This window comes from Halosubterraneus shenae (assembly GCF_050510935.1).
GTDB lineage: Archaea > Halobacteriota > Halobacteria > Halobacteriales > Haloferacaceae > JBDGPU01.
On record NZ_JBNLVO010000011.1, the window covers coordinates 1 to 15,507 of the forward strand.

14 protein-coding genes and 1 tRNA gene are annotated in these 15,507 nt (G+C 68.9%); 4 read left to right on the top strand and 11 right to left on the bottom strand.

Translation table 11 applies throughout. The features are described from left to right. Positions 1-647: 647 nt before the first annotated feature. The 3 genes from ACQE3M_RS16040 to ACQE3M_RS16050 all read right to left on the bottom strand — a co-directional run bounded on the left by ACQE3M_RS16040 (position 648) and on the right by ACQE3M_RS16050 (position 2,240). Positions 648-1,523, bottom strand: coding sequence for a homoserine kinase (locus ACQE3M_RS16040; protein WP_430506531.1), 876 nt, complete (start codon positions 1,521-1,523; stop codon positions 648-650). A gap of 57 nt (positions 1,524-1,580) precedes the next feature. After that, positions 1,581-1,832 carry a hypothetical protein gene (locus ACQE3M_RS16045; protein WP_430506532.1) on the bottom strand — a complete coding sequence of 84 codons (252 nt, stop codon included), beginning with the start codon at positions 1,830-1,832 and terminating at the stop codon, positions 1,581-1,583. A gap of 123 nt (positions 1,833-1,955) precedes the next feature. Beyond that, a complete protein-coding gene (locus ACQE3M_RS16050; RefSeq protein ID WP_430506533.1) occupies positions 1,956-2,240 on the bottom strand; it encodes a DUF7967 family protein in 285 nt (94 codons plus the stop codon). Positions 2,241-2,450: 210 nt separating this feature from the next. Here ACQE3M_RS16050 and ACQE3M_RS16055 point away from each other — a divergent pair, with 210 nt between their 5' ends. Then, entirely contained in the window at positions 2,451-3,824 is a 1,374-nt protein-coding gene (locus ACQE3M_RS16055) for an HD domain-containing protein (RefSeq protein ID WP_430506534.1), read from the top strand. Positions 3,825-4,029: 205 nt separating this feature from the next. On the opposite strand, the gene ACQE3M_RS16060 is transcribed toward ACQE3M_RS16055, so the two are convergent. Next, positions 4,030-4,103 (bottom strand) — tRNA-Ile (locus ACQE3M_RS16060). Positions 4,104-4,261: 158 nt separating this feature from the next. Further along, positions 4,262-4,915 carry an FxsA family protein gene (locus ACQE3M_RS16065; RefSeq protein WP_430506535.1) on the bottom strand — a complete coding sequence of 218 codons (654 nt, stop codon included), beginning with the start codon at positions 4,913-4,915 and terminating at the stop codon, positions 4,262-4,264. 939 nt (positions 4,916-5,854) lie between these two features. On the opposite strand from ACQE3M_RS16065, the gene ACQE3M_RS16070 reads away from it, so the two are divergent. Together ACQE3M_RS16070 and ACQE3M_RS16075 are read left to right on the top strand one after the other, a co-directional pair. Beyond that, the gene (locus tag ACQE3M_RS16070; protein WP_430506536.1) at positions 5,855-6,655 is read left to right on the top strand and encodes a DUF1405 domain-containing protein; all 801 of its coding nucleotides are present in this window, start codon (positions 5,855-5,857) and stop codon (positions 6,653-6,655) included. A gap of 72 nt (positions 6,656-6,727) precedes the next feature. Next, positions 6,728-7,780, top strand: a complete 1,053-nt coding sequence (locus ACQE3M_RS16075; RefSeq protein ID WP_430506537.1) for an enolase-like domain-containing protein — start codon at positions 6,728-6,730, stop codon at positions 7,778-7,780. A gap of 72 nt (positions 7,781-7,852) precedes the next feature. Here the strand turns inward: ACQE3M_RS16075 and ACQE3M_RS16080 are convergent, their stop codons facing one another. From ACQE3M_RS16080 to ACQE3M_RS16090, 3 genes are all read right to left on the bottom strand, one after another. Next, positions 7,853-8,884 (bottom strand): HFX_2341 family transcriptional regulator, encoded by a 1,032-nt coding sequence (locus tag ACQE3M_RS16080; protein WP_430506538.1) that lies wholly within the window; start codon positions 8,882-8,884, stop codon positions 7,853-7,855. Positions 8,885-8,951: 67 nt separating this feature from the next. After that, complete coding sequence (locus ACQE3M_RS16085) at positions 8,952-9,911, bottom strand: phytoene/squalene synthase family protein (protein ID WP_430506539.1); 960 nt, start codon at positions 9,909-9,911, stop codon at positions 8,952-8,954. Between the two features lie 176 nt (positions 9,912-10,087). Then, positions 10,088-10,282: an HVO_2523 family zinc finger protein gene (locus ACQE3M_RS16090; RefSeq protein WP_430506540.1), complete on the bottom strand. Its 195-nt coding sequence runs from the start codon at positions 10,280-10,282 to the stop codon at positions 10,088-10,090. A 248-nt stretch (positions 10,283-10,530) separates the two neighbouring features. Here ACQE3M_RS16090 and ACQE3M_RS16095 point away from each other — a divergent pair, with 248 nt between their 5' ends. Next, a complete protein-coding gene (locus ACQE3M_RS16095; protein WP_430506541.1) occupies positions 10,531-12,096 on the top strand; it encodes a molybdopterin-dependent oxidoreductase in 1,566 nt (521 codons plus the stop codon). A gap of 23 nt (positions 12,097-12,119) precedes the next feature. On the opposite strand, the gene cruF is transcribed toward ACQE3M_RS16095, so the two are convergent. From cruF to ACQE3M_RS16110, 3 genes are read right to left on the bottom strand one after another with little or no spacing between them, the layout of a single operon-like run. Next, the gene (gene cruF, locus ACQE3M_RS16100) at positions 12,120-13,013 is read right to left on the bottom strand and encodes a bisanhydrobacterioruberin hydratase (RefSeq protein WP_430506542.1); all 894 of its coding nucleotides are present in this window, start codon (positions 13,011-13,013) and stop codon (positions 12,120-12,122) included. A 2-nt stretch (positions 13,014-13,015) separates the two neighbouring features. After that, entirely contained in the window at positions 13,016-13,894 is an 879-nt protein-coding gene (locus ACQE3M_RS16105; protein WP_430506543.1) for a prenyltransferase, read from the bottom strand. Between the two features lie 34 nt (positions 13,895-13,928). After that, complete coding sequence (locus tag ACQE3M_RS16110; protein WP_430506544.1) at positions 13,929-15,434, bottom strand: phytoene desaturase family protein; 1,506 nt, start codon at positions 15,432-15,434, stop codon at positions 13,929-13,931. Between the last annotated feature and the right edge of the window lie 73 nt (positions 15,435-15,507).

Sequence of the window (15,507 nt, forward strand, 5' to 3'; positions counted from 1 at the left end):
GCAACCGCGACTGCACAGCGACCGCAACCGCGACTGCACAGCGACCGCAACCGCGACTGCACAGCGACCGCAACCGCAGCAGCACCGCACAGCAACCGCATTCCTCAGTCCTCCCCAGCCTCGGCCGGGGCGCGCCGGGACCGCACCGCGCCGGCGCGCCCCGCCCTCCCTCGCACGCGTTACTCGCGCGCGCCGACCGCCACAGCAACGCAAGCCGGACGGCCGGCGCGCGTCGGCAGCCATCCAACCGTCGCGCGCGGCCCCGGCCACCACTCCGGGGTGGGACTGAAAGGGGCAGCCGCTGAGCGGGACGCCCTGCGAAGTAAGCACCACAACCCGGCGAGCGAACGCAGTGAGCGAGCCGGGTGAGGAGCGCAGCGAGCAGCGCGACCGCCTCAGCGGCTGGGGCTTTCTGGGTGTGCCGAGTGGTGGCGCTCGCGAGGATAGCCAACCTCATTTATAAACACGAGCGCTCAGCGGCTGGGGCTTTCTAGGCATGCTGAGTGGTGTCGCCGGCGACAATGCCCGATCAACCCGATACCGCGAGCGCTACTCCGACAGGAATCTTCGGGCAGTGACAAGTAGTTCCACTCACGATCGGGAAATCCGAAAACGGATTTAAAAGAGTGACACCGACAAAACCGACCTCACAGAATCGTCGCGCCTTCGCCGATCCGCGTCTGGTACGCGCGCGACTCCACGCCCTCGTTCGCGAAGGCGTCGACCATCGCGGCCGCGATCGTACGTCTATCGTCGGCCTCGCACGCAGCGAGGATCGCCGGGCCGGCGCCGCTCACGGTGACGCCTTTCGCGCCGGCCTCCAGGGCGGCGTCGCGGACGTCGTGGTAACCGGTGATGAGCTCCGCGCGGGCGGGCGTGACGACGGAGTCCTCCATGCCGACGCCAACCAGCTCGGGGTCCGAGCGACACATCCCGATGGTGAGCGTCGCGGCGTTGCCGACGGTCTCGACCAGCTGGTCCATCGTTGCTTCGTCGGGGACGACCCGGCGCGCGTCCCGGGTGGAGACGGCGATGTCCGGGAGGCAGGCGACGAGGGGGACCTCGGCGTCGACGGCGTTCGTGCCGGTGCCGGTCGTGACGGTGAACCCGCCCATGATGGCCGGAGCGACGTTGTCCGCGTGCGCGACGCCGGAGACGACGGCCTCGCCCTCGGCGGCGACGGGGACGAGCTCCTCGCGGGTGTAGCCGCGGTCGTACAGCTCGTTCAGCGCGACGGCGGCCGCGGCCGCGCTGGCGGCGGAGGAGCCGAGCCCCGACGCCGGCCGGACGCCCTTGTCGATCTGGATGTGCGCGGGCGCGTCCAGTTCCTCGGCGACGGCGCCGACGGTGTTGCCGTCCGGGTCTTCCGGAATGAACTGGGAGCCGACGCCAGTAACGTCGATGGTGGTGCGTTCGGCCTTCTCGACGCGGACGACGTCGGCCGGACTCGCCAGCGCCGCACCGAAGACGTCGAAACCGCTCCCGAGGTTGGCGCTGGTCGCCGGCGCCCGAACCGTGATCATGTGTCGCAGGTGGCGACGTGCGGGCAAAAAGGGTTTGTTCGACGCAGTTTCCTTCGGTCAGGCTTCCGCGGTCGTCCACAGCAGCGGGCCGATGACGACCAGCGCGATCCCGAGGAGGACGTACGGGGGCGTCATCGCGCTGAACGGGGCGACCATGAAGATGACGCCGAAGAGGGTGATGTTGACCGCGATGACCCGCTGGTTCTTCAACGGTAGCGCACCCAGGGTGGACATGACGAACGCGAGCAGCAGGACGTGCCCCAGGTGGTAGGGCAGCAGGAAACTGTCGACGAGCTGCAGTGGGAGCATTCGTAGTTGGGTATCGCAGCGATTCGCGCATTAAAGTTCCGTTTTTTCCGATAGAGCGCGGGAACCGCGCCAGCCGACGGCTACCCACCGGCGACGGTACTCTTTCCGTCCCCGTTGCCCGAGTTAGATGACGTCGTCCGGGTCGTGCATCTCGGCCATCCGCTTCGCCTCGGCCGCGTACTGTTCCCGCATCGCTTCGTCCTCGACCGTCCCCAGCGACCCCGAGGGCTCGCTCGTCGCCGCCGTCGTCTCGCGAACGTCGCTGAAGGAGGTTAGCGCCCGCTCCTTGCGATAGTACTGCTGCCCGTCCGTCGTCGCGTACGTGAGAATGATCAGGTTCTGCTCGTCGTCCGAGTACGTTCGCTCGACGAGCCACAGCTGAACTTCGTCGTCACCGGTATCACTCATGCTGAGATAGCCTCTGGGTGTAGTTCCGCGGACGACCACAAAGGAAATTCGGCCGAAACCCGTCGCCCGCGACCGACCGCTGGCGTCCGCCGAGACCACCCAAAACGCATTCGGGTCGAGGACCGAAACACCGACCATGCTTCGGCGGCGACGTTGGACAACGCTGCTGCCGCGCGGGCCAGCCTGGTCCGGCGCGCCCATCGACAGCTCATGACGACCCAGATCAAGGACCCCGTTCACGGCTACATCGAACTCGACCAGCCCCTCGTCGACCGCATCGTCGACACGCGCGCGTTCCAGCGCATGCGGTACGTCCGGCAGCTCTCGGCGACGCACCTCGTCTATCCGGGCGCGAACCACACGCGCTTCGAGCACAGCCTCGGCGTCTACCACCTCGGTCGCACGGTGTTCGAGAACCTGCGCGAGGAGCCGTACTTCACGCGCAACACCGACGCGAAGGAGCTCGACGAGATCCAGCGTACGCTCGAATGTGCGTGTCTCCTCCACGATATCGGCCACCCGCCGTTCTCTCACCTTGCGGAGCGCTTCCTGGACACCGAGGAGCTCTACGACCGACTCGACGACCGCGGGCTCGTCGACGAGTTCGTGGACGCCGGCATCGGCGAGGCGCCGCTCCGGGAGTCGAGCGCGCACGAGCTGTTGGGTTGTCTCATCGTCCTCCGCGAGTTCCGGAAACCCCTCTGGGACCTCGGCGCCAACCCCTACGAGGTGTGCGCGTACATGCTCGGCTACAGCCTCGTCTTCGAGCGCGGCGGCCCCTGGCAGTTCGGGCTCGGCGCGCAGCTGCTCTCCTCGCCCATCGACGTCGACCGCCTCGACTACATCACGCGCGACAACCAGATGACGGGCGCGGACGTGCTGAGCTTCGACACCCACCGGATGGTCGACGCCTACACGGCTCACCCGACCGAGGGGCTCGCGCTCTCCGAGAAGGCGCTCAGCGTCATCGGCAACTACCTCGAGGGGCGCATCGCGCTGTACATGTGGGTGACCCAGCACCACAAGTCGGTGTACGCGAACGTCCTGCTCCGGGCGATGCTCGACGAGCTGGACGCCCTCCGCGAGGCCCCACCGGTGACCATCGACCAGATCCTCGACGGCGAAATCGACGACAGCACCCTGATGGAGCGGCTCCGCGTCACCGCAAGCGAGCACCCGAAGTCGACGCTCGCCGACCTGTACGACCGTTTCCGGGCCCGCGAGTTCCCGAAGACGTGCTGGAAACACCGGATCGCGTTCGCGGACCGCGTCGACGCCGACCTCGACGCCTTCGGCGAGTGGCTCGTCGCCAACGACGAGCGGCTGGAGGAAACCCTCGCGGCCGAGCTCGGCGTCCCGCCCCACGAGGTGTGGATCGAGCGCTCGTACGTCCCCGAGTACGAGCCCGGACAGCTCCGGGACATCCCCATCGCCTACGGCGGCACGACGCGCTCCGTCGGCGACTGGGGGCTGTACGGCGAGCGCGCGTTCGACACGCCCATTCCGTTCGTCTACGTGCCCGCGGGTGAGAAGAAGCGGTCGACGCAGTTCCTGGTTTCGCTGTTCCACGAGGAGGCTGACTGACGCCGCGAGCTGCGAGCGAACGCTTCGTCGGCTTCGCGGTCCGATTCCGGATTCCACACCCACCTCGGCGACGCCTCTCGTGACGCGAACTTCACGCCGGAACTACAGACACGTCTCTCGGTGAGTAACAGACGGAACGAAATTGGATGGCTGGGGAGTACCAGGCCACCAATTCTCCCCGGCCAACGAAGGCCAGGGAAGTAGGTGGGCCAACACGGATTTGAACCGTGGACCTCCCGGTTATCAGCCGAGCGCTCAACCTGACTGAGCTATTGGCCCAGGTGAGCGCAATTATTGGTTGCCGGGGTAGGAGTTTAAGCGTTTCCTTTCGGCACCACGGCGGCGTCTGTCGGTTTTCCCCACGGTAGCGACCCACGAGACGGAGCCGATTCCGACGCTGTGCGTATCACTTCAGTGCGAAAATCGCCGCCGCCGACTCAGTTCGCGTCGCGCTCCTCGACCGTGTAGTCGACGTCGACGACGTCGTCCGTTTCGGACGAGCCGCCGTCGGATCCGGAGCTTTCGGAGCCCTCGGAACCGGGTGAACCGCCTGAACCGGCCGAGCCACCCGAATCCCCTGCGCCACCAGGTCCGCCAGGACCGCCGGGCCCGCCGGGACCACCCGGCCCGAACCCGCCGTCGTCGAACCCGTCGAACCCGTCGTCGCCGCCGGGGAAGCCGCCGACCCAGACGTTGCCGGTGGCGAAGCCGCCGGTCCGTTTGTCGACGTAGGGAACGACCACGAAGCGCTTGAGGCCGGCCCGGATCGGGACTCGCGTGAGCGGGAGCGCCAGGAGGAATCCGATGGTGTCCGTGACGAGTCCCGGGGTGAGCAGGAACGCGCCCGCCGCGATGAGCAGCGCGCCGTCGAGCAGTTCGTCGGTCGGCGGCGACCCCTGCCCGAGCTTGCGCTGGATGCGCCGGAGGGTGTGACGCCCCTCCGCCCTGACGAGCAGCATGCCGAGGATCGCCGTAAGCACGACGAGCGCGACCGTCAGCTGCCACCCAAGGTGGTCCGCGACGACGACGAGGAACAGCGCGTCGGCGAGCGGAATGAGCAGGAGCAGCGCGATCACGTAACGGAATCGCATGTGCCGACGTATCCGCCCGGTGCCCATAGCCCTTTTCGTCCACTGGCTTCGATTTCGTTCGAATGGCGAGGGTCGGATGAGGATTAGCCCGGTCTCAGTCGCTTTCTTATAAAGGAGCTGTCCAGGTACAGGCGCTGGTACGCTCCGCCTCTACAGCATGATAGCCCTCAACCGCTCTTATTCATAAACCGAAAGCGCAGGTGCAGCCGCTGCTGCACTGGGCAGCACCGCAAACACCCAGAAAGCCCTCGGCCGCTCGCGGTCGCTGAGCGACATATCCGCGCCTCTCCGCACCGCCCGGCGCGGATAGGGGTCGGCTCAGCGACTCCCCTTCGGCGCGACCGGCCATCGCCCTTTCAGTCCGCCAGGACCGCGACCGCGACAGCACCGCCCAGCTACCGCAGGCCTCAACCCTCCCCAGCCTCGGCCGGCGCCGGGACCGCACCGCCTCGGCGCCGGCCTCCCTCGCACGCGTTGCTCGCGCGCGCCGGCCGCCCCGCACCGCACGCCGACCAGCCGGCGAACGTCGACCGCGGACCAACCGCCGCGCGCGACGCCCGGCCACCGCTCCCGGGTGGGACTGAAAGGGGCAGCCGCTGCGCGGGACGCCCTGCGACGCTAGCACCGCAATCCCGGCGAGCGACCGGAGGGAGCGAGCCGGGTGAGGAGCGCAGCGAGCAGCGCGACCGCTCAGCGGCTGGGGCTTTCTGGGCATGCTGAGTGGTACAGCAAGCGACGACAACCGAATCAACCACGCAGAAGGCGACCGCTTCAGCGGCTGGGGGTCACTACGTGTGCCGAGTGGTGTGGCTCGCGACGATGGCTGAACAGTCCCAAATTTCCCCCGCCACAGTAGGTTCGGCGTGACCAACATCTCAACAACGGTTCCGCACTAATCGGGACCGCCATCGCTTAGTGACGCCACACCCACCGACGTGTATGAATCGGGGGACCGCAGAAGTGGGCTCCGACGCGGACGAAAGCGACACCATCGCGGGGACGGACGTCGCGGACGGCGACGCCACAGCGGCGACGACTAACCCACCTCGCGGGACGCCGACTGATCTCCCGGACCGCGATCCCCTGCCGGCCTGGCTCGCGCCGTTGCCGGCGTGGCTCGAGGCGTTCGCGCTCCGGTACGTCTGGCTCATCGTGGCGATTAACCTCGGGGGCACGGCGTTCGGCTTCTGGTACTACCGCCATCAGTTCGCGCGCATCACGCCGGAGCTGTGGGCCTTCGTGCCGGATTCGCCGGCGGCGACGCTGTTCGTCGCGCTCGCGCTCGCGGCGTGGGCGCTCGGGCGCCCGAACGACTACCTCTCGTCGCTGGCGTTCATCGGGAACATCAAGCTCGGGCTGTGGACGCCGTACGTCCTCGTCGCCTTCGCGCCGGGCTTCCTCGAGTACACGCCCTGGCCGATGTTCCTCTTCCTGTTCTGGAGCCACGTCGCGATGTCGCTACAGGCGTTCCTGCTCTACCGCATCAGCGACTTCCCGCTTCGCGCCGTGGGCGTCGCGACCGCGTGGTACACCGTCGATCTGCTGTTCGACTACTTCGTGCCGCCGACCGGAAACGTGACACACACGTCGCTGCCGTTCGCCGATTCCGTGCCGTGGTTCACCTCGACGGTCCTGCAGGTCGCGGCGGCGGGCGCGGTCGTGCTGACGGTCGCCCCGCTGTTCCTCCTGCTCGCGACGCGCGCGAAGAAGGCCGAACGCGACGCGCTCGGCTGGGGGTAGTTCCGTCGAGGCGTCCCCGGCAGGGCGATCTCGCCACCGACCTTTTCCGAATCCCGGCCGACGATCCATCCGATGAGTCTGTACGACGCGGTCGCCGATCTCCCGTTGACGATCGAGCGCGAGGAGCGTGCGCAACGTCGCTCGGACACGACGAGCGGGTTCGAGCGCGTCACGACCGAGGTGTCGCTCGTCGGCGACGAAGCCGTCGGCCGCGGCGAGGACGTCGCCTACGAGGTGGAAGCCCACGAGGCGCTCGCGACGCTGGAGCTCGGGGCCTTCGACCTCGCCGGAGGGTGGACGTTCGGGGAGTTCTCCGACCACCTCGCGGAGACCGATCTCTTTCCGGAGGCTGCGCCCGGACGCGAGCACGCCCGCCACTACCGCCGGTGGGCCTACGAGAGCGCCGCGCTCGATCTGGCGCTCCGGCAGGCCGACACCGACCTCGGGGAGGTCCTCGACCGCGACCCGGACCCCGTCCGGTTCGTCGTCTCCACGCGCCTCGGGGACCCCCCGACGCCCGAGCGCGTCGAGTCGTTGCTCGCTGACGACCCCGCGCGGGAGTTCAAGCTCGACCCGACCCCCGAGTGGACCGGCGACCTCGTCACCGCGCTCGCGGACACCGACGCCGTCCGCGTCGTCGATCTCAAGGGCTTCTATCAGGGGACCGACGTCGACGTCCCGACCGACCCGGAGCTGTACGAACTCGTCGTCGACGCCTTCCCAAAGACGGTCATCGAGGACCCGGACGTCGCTCCCGAGACCCGCGAAATCCTCGAATCCGAGGCGGACCGGATCGCCTTCGACTACCCGGTCACGGGCGTCGAGAGCCTCCAGGACCTCCCCATCGACCCGGGCTGGTGTAACGTGAAGCCCTCGCGGTTCGGGTCCGTCGAGTCGCTGCTCGAGACGGTCGAGTACTGCGAGCAGGAGGGGATACAGCTGTACGGCGGCGGCCAGTTCGAGCTCGGCGTCGGCCGCGACCAGATACAGATCCTCGCGTCGCTGCTGTACGCCGACGCGCCCAACGACGTCGCCCCGCGGGAGTTCAACGATCCCGACCGCGCGCCGCCGTTCCCGGAGAGCCCGCTTCCGGCGGCGTCGCTGTCGGGCTTCGGCTGGGATTGACGCCGACGCGGTCGCTGACTACTGCCCGTCCGTCGAGGCCGCCGACTACTGCTCGTCCGGCGAGGCCGTCGACTACTGCCCGCCTCGATCGAGCCGGTACTGGCCGTCCTGCCCGTCCCGGCCGGTGTGCGCCCGGACCCAGAGCTCGCCGATGCGGGAGAGCTTCGTCCGGTAGGACTTCCCGCGCTCCTCCTGCTCGATGTACCCCTTCCCGCCGGGGCCCAGTCGGTCGACGTTGTAGATCACCTTCGAGCGGAAGGAGTCGGTGTACTCCTCGTTGAGCTCGTCGGCGAGGGTCTCGGCCAGCTCGGAGACGGAGTCGAACTCGCCGTACTCACCGAGGACGAAGAGGATGAGCTCCTCGAACGGCTTCACGTTCTGGAAGGAGGCGACCGGGAGCTCGATGATGTGGTTGTCGCCGAACTTCTTCGCGCCGATGGTCGTCCCGCGCTCGTCGAACTCCTCCAGCAACGTGGTCGTGCTGGTGAGTCGCTCCTCGACGCGTTCGCGGTCGACGCCGCCCTCGACGACCTCGGAGTCGACGACGTCGCTCACCTCGCCGTCGGCCTGCTCGAGGAGGTCCTGCAGGAGTCGCTGGCTCGCGCGCAGCTCCTCGGCGAGCTCGGTCTCGAGGTACTTCTCGGGGGCCGTGTAGTAGGTGTGGATGCGATCCCGGTCCGCCTGGCGCTCGACCATGATGGAGTGGGCCGCCGTCGCGAACGCGAAGGAGACGGGCCGCGGCATCGAGCAGACGTTCACCCAGACGTCGCGCTCGGCCGGCTCGGCCTCCTCGCTGTCCGCGTTCTCCCCGCCGGAGTCGGTGGTGCCGGCGTCGAGCTCCGCGTTGATGAGGTCGAACGCGCGTTCGAACGCCGCGTCGTAGTCGTAGACGTCGTCGATGCGCTCCCGGACCGTCTCCGCGCCGAGGAGGTTCCGGAAGTCCTTCTCGAGTTTGGTCGTGATGTCCCGGGAGTACTCGACGTTGGCCTCGCTGCCGACGGTTCCCTCCAGCAGGATCACCCGGTCGACGTCGAACTGGTCCCGGATGAGCGGGGCGATGAGCCGGTCGTAGTCGAAGCCGACCGGGACGATGTGCGTTTCCATGGGGGCAGTACACCGGTGGCGCAGTAAAAGGCGTCGTGGGCGCTGCCCCCCGAACACGGCTCGACGGTTACGAGTCGGTCCCCGTCGCGGTGTGCTGACCGTGGGTATGCTCGCTCCGCTGGTCGGACTCGAAGCCGGTGACGACCTTCCGGAACACGGTCTCGGGGTCGCCGGACCAGCGCCAGTGCCAGCGCGTCCGCAGGTACAGCCAGACCGACCGTGCGGTGCCCAGCTCCGGCGTCGTGGTGACGGTGTCGTAGCCGCGGTTCCGGATGAGCCGATGGTGGTCGGCGTACAGTACCGCCGCGAACAGCACGGCGAGCTGGCAGTCCTCGGGGAGGAACTTGATGCCGGCGACCCCTTCGCGGTATAGCGCCTCCGTGCGGGCGAGCAGCGACCGCATCGCGGCCTCGACCCGCTCGTCGAACTCCAGGGCGAGGATCTGCTCGGGGTCGACGTCGTGTTCGCGGAGGACCTCCTCGGGCAGGTACACCCTGTCGAGTTCGACGGCATCCTCGCGCACGTCGCGCAGGAAGTTCGTCAGCTGGAACGCCTCGCCCAGCGCCGTCGCGTGCGGGAGCGCGCGCTCGGGGTCGGCGGGGTCCATCAGCGCAGTCATCATCCGGCCGACCGCGGCCGCGGAGCCGTCCATGTACGCCCGAAGCTCCGCGAACGTCTCGTAGCGGTCCCGCTCGATGTCGGACTGCATCGCGTCGACGAACGCGTGGACGTCGGCCTCGTCGATGCCGCGCTCCGTCTGGACCGTCGCGAACGCGTCGAGGACGGGGTCGTCCGTCTCGGCCCGGCCCAGTGCGGCCTCGCGCAAGCGCTCCAGCTCCGCGCGCTGCTCCTCGGGAGTCCCCGTCTCCTCGGCGTCGACGACCTCGTCCGCCACGCGGAAGAACCCGTAGAGGACGTAGGTCGGGTGGCGGATGCGTTCCGGGAGGAGTCGCGTCGCGAGGTGGAAGGTGCGCCCCGTCCGTTGCTGGATCCGCTTCCCGCGAGCGACCTGGTCGTCGTCGATCATGTGGCCCCCGAAATCGCCGGTTTGCGGGCGGAACAGTGGCCGCTCATAGCTGACCGATCCTAGTGGTTGTGGCACCATAACAGTTCCCTCGATTATGCCTTGCGGCGACGCGTCGCCGGCGAGAATGTCGAGCGACTGCGGGCGGATCCCCGGTGGGTTATGGGCGGGTGTATCGGTCAGTAGAACGTGTCGCTACAGTCGTAGACGACCCCGTGTTCCGGACAGACGTACTTGCAGTGACGATGGTGCATCGACGCGCCACAGAGCGGGCACGGGCGCCCCTTGTTCGTCTCGACGACGGCGTCGCTCTCGGCGTCCGTCTCGTCGCCGTTGGCGGGTGCTTCGGCAGCCGAGTCGTCGCCCGTTTCCATGTACTGGGTTGGTTGCGTGGCTATCGTCTTAAACGTCGCCGTATTTGCGGCTGGGACTTTCCCGACATGCGGAGTGGTGGCCCTGACGTCGACGACCATCTCCATTTATAGGGGCGAGCGGTCGGCGACCGGGACTGTCCCCGCATGCCGAACGTAATCGCGGGTGACAGCGGACGGCCGCTCACGGACCCGCAACGTTCGGCAATTGCCGGGGGACCGCTTTTGTGTGGCAAACACTTACAATGGGTATGCTCACCCTCCCCGGCGCGCGCGGCGCGGTAACGCGGCGGCGACTTCGCCTCGCGGCAGTGTTCGTCGCCTCCGGCGTCGCGGCGGTCGCGGGCTCGTTCCTCGTCGCGGGGCGCGGCCCCACCTTCGTCGTCACGGCCCTCGCCGCGACGCTGCTGTACCTCTCCCCGGATGGCCTGCTCGCGTGGGGGATCGTGACCCTCGGGAAGTACGGTCGCCCGCTGCTCGTCGCGGGCGCCGTCGCCACGTCAGTCCTCGTGTTCACCGGCATCGCGGCCGGCGCGACGGTCGCCGCGGACCGGCTGCACCGCAAGCGACCCGACTCGCTGTTCGCGGTCGGCTTCCTCCAGGCCGCGGTGACGTTCGCGCTGACGATCAATCCCCTCTCCTCGGTGGCCGCGGGATTCGCCGGCGGGCTGACGGTCGCGCTCGCCGGGGCGGCCGTGACGGACCGGGAGTCCATCCCGAGTCGGCGCGGCGTGCTCAAGTCGGTCGGCACCGCGGCGGCGGCCATCGGCGCCGGCTACTTCCTCGCACCGCGACCGGACGCCGTCGATCCCGACTCGGCGTCGATCAGCGACGCAAACGTCGAGGCCATGCTCCAGGCTGCCGACGAGCGCTCCATCGACGTCCCCGGACTCGAACCGCTCGTCTCCGAGGACTTCTACCAGGTCGACATCAACACCTCGACGCCGGTCGTCGACCGCGAGGAGTGGAGCCTCACGATCGAGGGCGATGCCTCGCCGCTCACGATCGACTACGAGGAACTGCGCGCCCGGGAGGCGCAGCACCGCTTCGTCACGCTCCGGTGCGTCAGCGACGAGCTGAACGGGTACACGATGGACACGGCGCTGTGGACCGGCGTCCCCATCGACGACCTGCTCGAAGAGGCGGACGCCCCCGAGAGCTGCTGCGTCTTCCTCGAGGCCGAGGACGGCTACTACCAGGCGTTCCCCCGCGAGGCGCTCGCGAACGGCTTCCTCGCGTGGGGGATGAACGGGAAAGTGCTCCCGCGCGGCCACGGCCATCCGGCCCGCGCGCTCATCCCGGGTCACTGGGGCGAGATCAACGTGAAGTGGCTCTCCCGGATCGAGATCCGCGAGGAGCCCGCGACGGGCTACTGGGAGGAGCGGGGCTGGGCGGGCACCGGCCCCGTCGAGACGATCGCCAAGCTCCACAGCATCGAGACGAGCGACGACGGCACGGTAGTCGTCGGCGGCCACGCCTACGCCGGCGTCCGCGGGATCGACCGCGTCGAGCTCTCCCGGGACGGCGGGGAGACGTGGGCGGAGGCGACGCTCTCCGACAGGCTGCCAGGGTCGGTTCCCGCCGTCGATGGGGATGGCGACGGGAACAGCGACGGGAACAGCGACGGGGACGCGTCGCCCATCGAGAGCGTCGCGGAGGACGCCTGGCGCATGTGGTGCTTCGAGTACCAGGCCGACTCGCCACACGAGGTCACCGTGCGGGCCATCGAGCCGGACGGCACCGTCCAGCCGAAGGAGGAGACGGATTCGTTCCCTTCCGGGGCGACCGGCTGGGTCACGCGCTCCGTCGACGTGTAGTCACCGCCCGGGTTTTTAAGCAGCTACCGCCGCCAGTCCGTCAGGAGCGCGGCGTCGAACCGGTCCGCGCGGACCAGCCCGACGCCGAACGCGACGGCGACGAGCGCGGGCACGTAGTTGCCGAACCAGAGGTTGATCCCGCCCCACAGCAGCACGAAGCTTACCATGTCGTCGAGCAGGAACGCGCAGGTCTCGAGCCGCTGCGTCAGGGTCGCGTGGTCGAAGGCCCGGTCGAACGCGACGGTCGCGATCGAGGCCGACAGCACCCAGCCCGCGTAGTTCGAGAGCGGGACGCCGTGGAACTCGCCGCCGGCCGCGTACCACCAGAAGCCGAGGTCGACGGCGCCCGGGTCGAGCACGACGTCCATCGTCACCACGACGGCGGCGACGACGGCCAGTCGAACCAGCGCCCGGGCCGCGTGCGCGCCGAGCAGGAGGAGACACAGCAGGTAGGCGTTCGCGACGATGGGAAGGAAGAAGAGCGGCAGCGCCACGGGCACCCCGCCGAGCATCGGGCCCAGCGACACGCCGTACTCGAAGAAGCCGTAGGGCCACCCAGTCCGGACGCCGACGTACTCGATGGCGTAGGTGTACGCCGTCAGGAGGCCGATCCACGAGAGCGCGCGCCGGTCGACTAGCGGGAGGACGCCGACCACGAGCGGCGCGCGCATGACGGCGACGCCGACGAGCAGGAACCAGGGGTTGAAGGCCAGCGGCCCGGGGAGGAACCCCTCCGCGCTCGCGACGAGCGAGACGGCACCGACGAGCGGGAACAGCACCGCGATGGTGAACCGGTTCTCGGTAACGACCCCCTCCAGTGTCGCTTCCAGTTCGCCCCTGTTCGCCGGGAGCGCGGCGCGGAGCTCGGCCCAGCTGCGGGCCGGTTCCGGGCTGCCACCGCCGGCGGAGTCGTCCACGGTCAGACCACCCCCCAGCCCGGGACGATCCGCCAGAGCCCCGCGATCGACAGCGCGGCGCCGACGGCGGTATTCAGCGCCGGGAACCACCAGTAGGCCCGGTCGACGGCGACGGTCCCGCTGGCGACCCAGGCGACGAAGGGGGGATAGATCCCGAACGCGAGCAGGAACCGCGGGTCGACGAGCGCGAACGCCGCGGCGGCCGCGGTCCAGCAGGCGACGCAGTACGCGTACGTCCGGCGCTCGCCGAGCCACGTCGCCGTCGTTCGGATCCCGGCCGCGCGGTCCGGTTCGAGGTCCGGGATCGCCGAGAACGTGTGCATCGCCATCGTCCAGAGCCAGGCGCCGACGAGCGCGAGAAGCGGCGGGTGCGCGCCGGCGACGGCGGCGTAGGCGGCCGCGCCCGGGAGGATGTACAGTCCGTTCGAGACGGAGTCGGCAACGGGCGTCGTTTTAAATCGGAGCGGCGGCGCGCTATACCCGATGCCGAGGACGAAGAACCCGACGAGGTACGGCCACGCGACCGGCGGCGTGACGAGGAACGTCCCGACGCCGAGCGCGCCGGCGACGACGATGGCCGCGGCGACGAGCCGGTCCCCCTGCCAGCGGGCCTCCTTCGTCCCCTTCTTCGGGTTCACCGCGTCGACGTCGGCGTCGAAGACGTCGTTGACGCCGTAGAGGAGCACGTTCGCCGGCAGCAGGAAGTAGGCTGCGAGCGCGACGGCGCTCGGTCCGAACAGTTCCGGGACCGTCGTCGCGGCGTAGACGACGCCGACGACGACCGGCCCAGCCAGGTAGAGCCAGAACCGCGGCCGCGACAGCACCAGCAGGTACCGGAGGCGGTCGAGGACAGTTGGTGGCTGGGCCGTGTGTTCCGTCATGACAGCAGGGCGTGCAGGTCAGCGTCGGCGACGATCATTCGGCGAGGTGCTCGGCGATCGACTCGGCGGTGAGCTGGCCGCTGATGAGACACATCGGGACGCCGATGCCGGGCGTCGTCGTCGACCCCGTGAAGTAGAGCCCGTCGACGGCGTCCGAGCGGTGCGGCGGGCGGAGCAGCGAGGTCTGGCGGAGCGTGTGCGCGAGCCCCAGCGCGGAGCCCTTGTAGCTGTTGTAGCGGTCCGCGAAGTCGTCGACGCTGAACGTCTCCTCGACCACGATGCGGTCCCGGAGGTCGGTGCCGGTGTTCTCCGCGATGTCGTCGAGCACCGTCTCGCGGTACGACTCGCGGATCTCCGGGGTATCCTCCAGCCCGGGCGCGATAGGCACAAGCGCGAAGAGGTTGCTGTGCCCGTCGGGGGCGACGCTGTCGTCCGTCTTCGACGGGACACAGAGGTAGTAGGCGGGGTCGTCCGGCCACGCGGGCTCCTCGAAGATCTGGTCGAAGTGCTGCTGCCACTCGGTCGGCAGGACGAGGGTGTGGTGAGCCAGCTCTTCGACGTCGCCCTCGACGCCCAGGTACAGCAGGAACGCGGAGGGCGCGTAAGTCCGCGACTCCCAGTACGCCTCGGTGTACTGGCGCTTCTTCGGCGGGAGCAGTTCCTGCTCGGTGTGGGCGTAGTCGGCGTCGGAGACGACGAGGTCGCTCGTGAACCGCCGGCCGTCGGCGGTGTCGACCGCGAAGCCCCCCCGACGCCCCTCGATGGCGGTCACCTCGGCGTCCGTCACGTAGTCGACGCCGAGCTCCGCGCCCATCTGGACGATGCCGTCGACGACGGCGCCGATGCCGCCGTCGGGGTACCAGACGCCCATGTTGAAATCGACGTGGCTCATCAGGTTGTACAGCGCGGGCGTGTTCGTCGGGGAGCCGCCGAGGAACACCAGCGAGTACTGCATCAGCTGCTGGAGCTTCGGGTGGTCGAAGTAGTCCTCGACGTGGCCCTGCATGTTACCGAGCAAGGAGAGTCCGTAGGAGTGCCGGAGCACGTCGAGGTCGACGTAGTCGCGCAGGTTCGGGCGGTCCTCGTAAACGAAGTGCTCCATCCCGACGTTGTAGTTCCGCTCGGACTTCTCGAGGTACGCCGTCAGCGCCTCCGCGGCGCCGGGCTCGTAGGACTCGAAGAGCTCCTTGTTCGCTTCCAGGTCCTTGACGACGTCCACCTGGTCGCCGTCCTTCCAGAAGACGCGGTAGTGCGGGTCCAGGTGCGAGAGCGTGTAGTAGTCGCTCGGCTCCCGGCCGAAGTGGTCGAAGAAGCGCTCGAAGACGTCGGGCATCAGGTACCACGACGGGCCCATGTCGAAGCTGAAGCCGTCGACCTCCAGTCGACTCGCGCGCCCGCCGAGCTGTTCGTTCTTCTCGAGAAGGGTGACGTCCGCCCCCGCATCGGCCAGGTAACAGGCGGTCGAGAGGCCGCCGAACCCGCCGCCGATAACGACGACGGATTCGCCGGCCACAGCGTCGACGTCCGGGGCCGCGTCCATAGGCGTGGGTAGGGCCGAAGGCTGATAAATGTCCCTCGCGCGCCGGGACGGATACCACTAAGTCGGGGACCCT

What these genes read in the sequence shown, in the direction of transcription:
- ACQE3M_RS16040 (WP_430506531.1), bottom strand. Translation starts at nt 1,523, where the DNA reads ATGATCACGGTTCGGGCGCCGGCGACCAGCGCCAACCTCGGGAGCGGT.
- ACQE3M_RS16045 (WP_430506532.1), bottom strand. Translation starts at nt 1,832, where the DNA reads ATGCTCCCACTGCAGCTCGTCGACAGTTTCCTGCTGCCCTACCACCTG.
- ACQE3M_RS16050 (WP_430506533.1), bottom strand. Translation starts at nt 2,240, where the DNA reads ATGAGTGATACCGGTGACGACGAAGTTCAGCTGTGGCTCGTCGAGCGA.
- ACQE3M_RS16055 (WP_430506534.1), top strand. Translation starts at nt 2,451, where the DNA reads ATGACGACCCAGATCAAGGACCCCGTTCACGGCTACATCGAACTCGAC.
- ACQE3M_RS16065 (WP_430506535.1), bottom strand. Translation starts at nt 4,915, where the DNA reads ATGCGATTCCGTTACGTGATCGCGCTGCTCCTGCTCATTCCGCTCGCC.
- ACQE3M_RS16070 (WP_430506536.1), top strand. Translation starts at nt 5,855, where the DNA reads ATGAATCGGGGGACCGCAGAAGTGGGCTCCGACGCGGACGAAAGCGAC.
- ACQE3M_RS16075 (WP_430506537.1), top strand. Translation starts at nt 6,728, where the DNA reads ATGAGTCTGTACGACGCGGTCGCCGATCTCCCGTTGACGATCGAGCGC.
- ACQE3M_RS16080 (WP_430506538.1), bottom strand. Translation starts at nt 8,884, where the DNA reads ATGGAAACGCACATCGTCCCGGTCGGCTTCGACTACGACCGGCTCATC.
- ACQE3M_RS16085 (WP_430506539.1), bottom strand. Translation starts at nt 9,911, where the DNA reads ATGATCGACGACGACCAGGTCGCTCGCGGGAAGCGGATCCAGCAACGG.
- ACQE3M_RS16090 (WP_430506540.1), bottom strand. Translation starts at nt 10,282, where the DNA reads ATGGAAACGGGCGACGACTCGGCTGCCGAAGCACCCGCCAACGGCGAC.
- ACQE3M_RS16095 (WP_430506541.1), top strand. Translation starts at nt 10,531, where the DNA reads ATGCTCACCCTCCCCGGCGCGCGCGGCGCGGTAACGCGGCGGCGACTT.
- ACQE3M_RS16105 (WP_430506543.1), bottom strand. Translation starts at nt 13,894, where the DNA reads ATGACGGAACACACGGCCCAGCCACCAACTGTCCTCGACCGCCTCCGG.
- ACQE3M_RS16110 (WP_430506544.1), bottom strand. Translation starts at nt 15,434, where the DNA reads ATGGACGCGGCCCCGGACGTCGACGCTGTGGCCGGCGAATCCGTCGTC.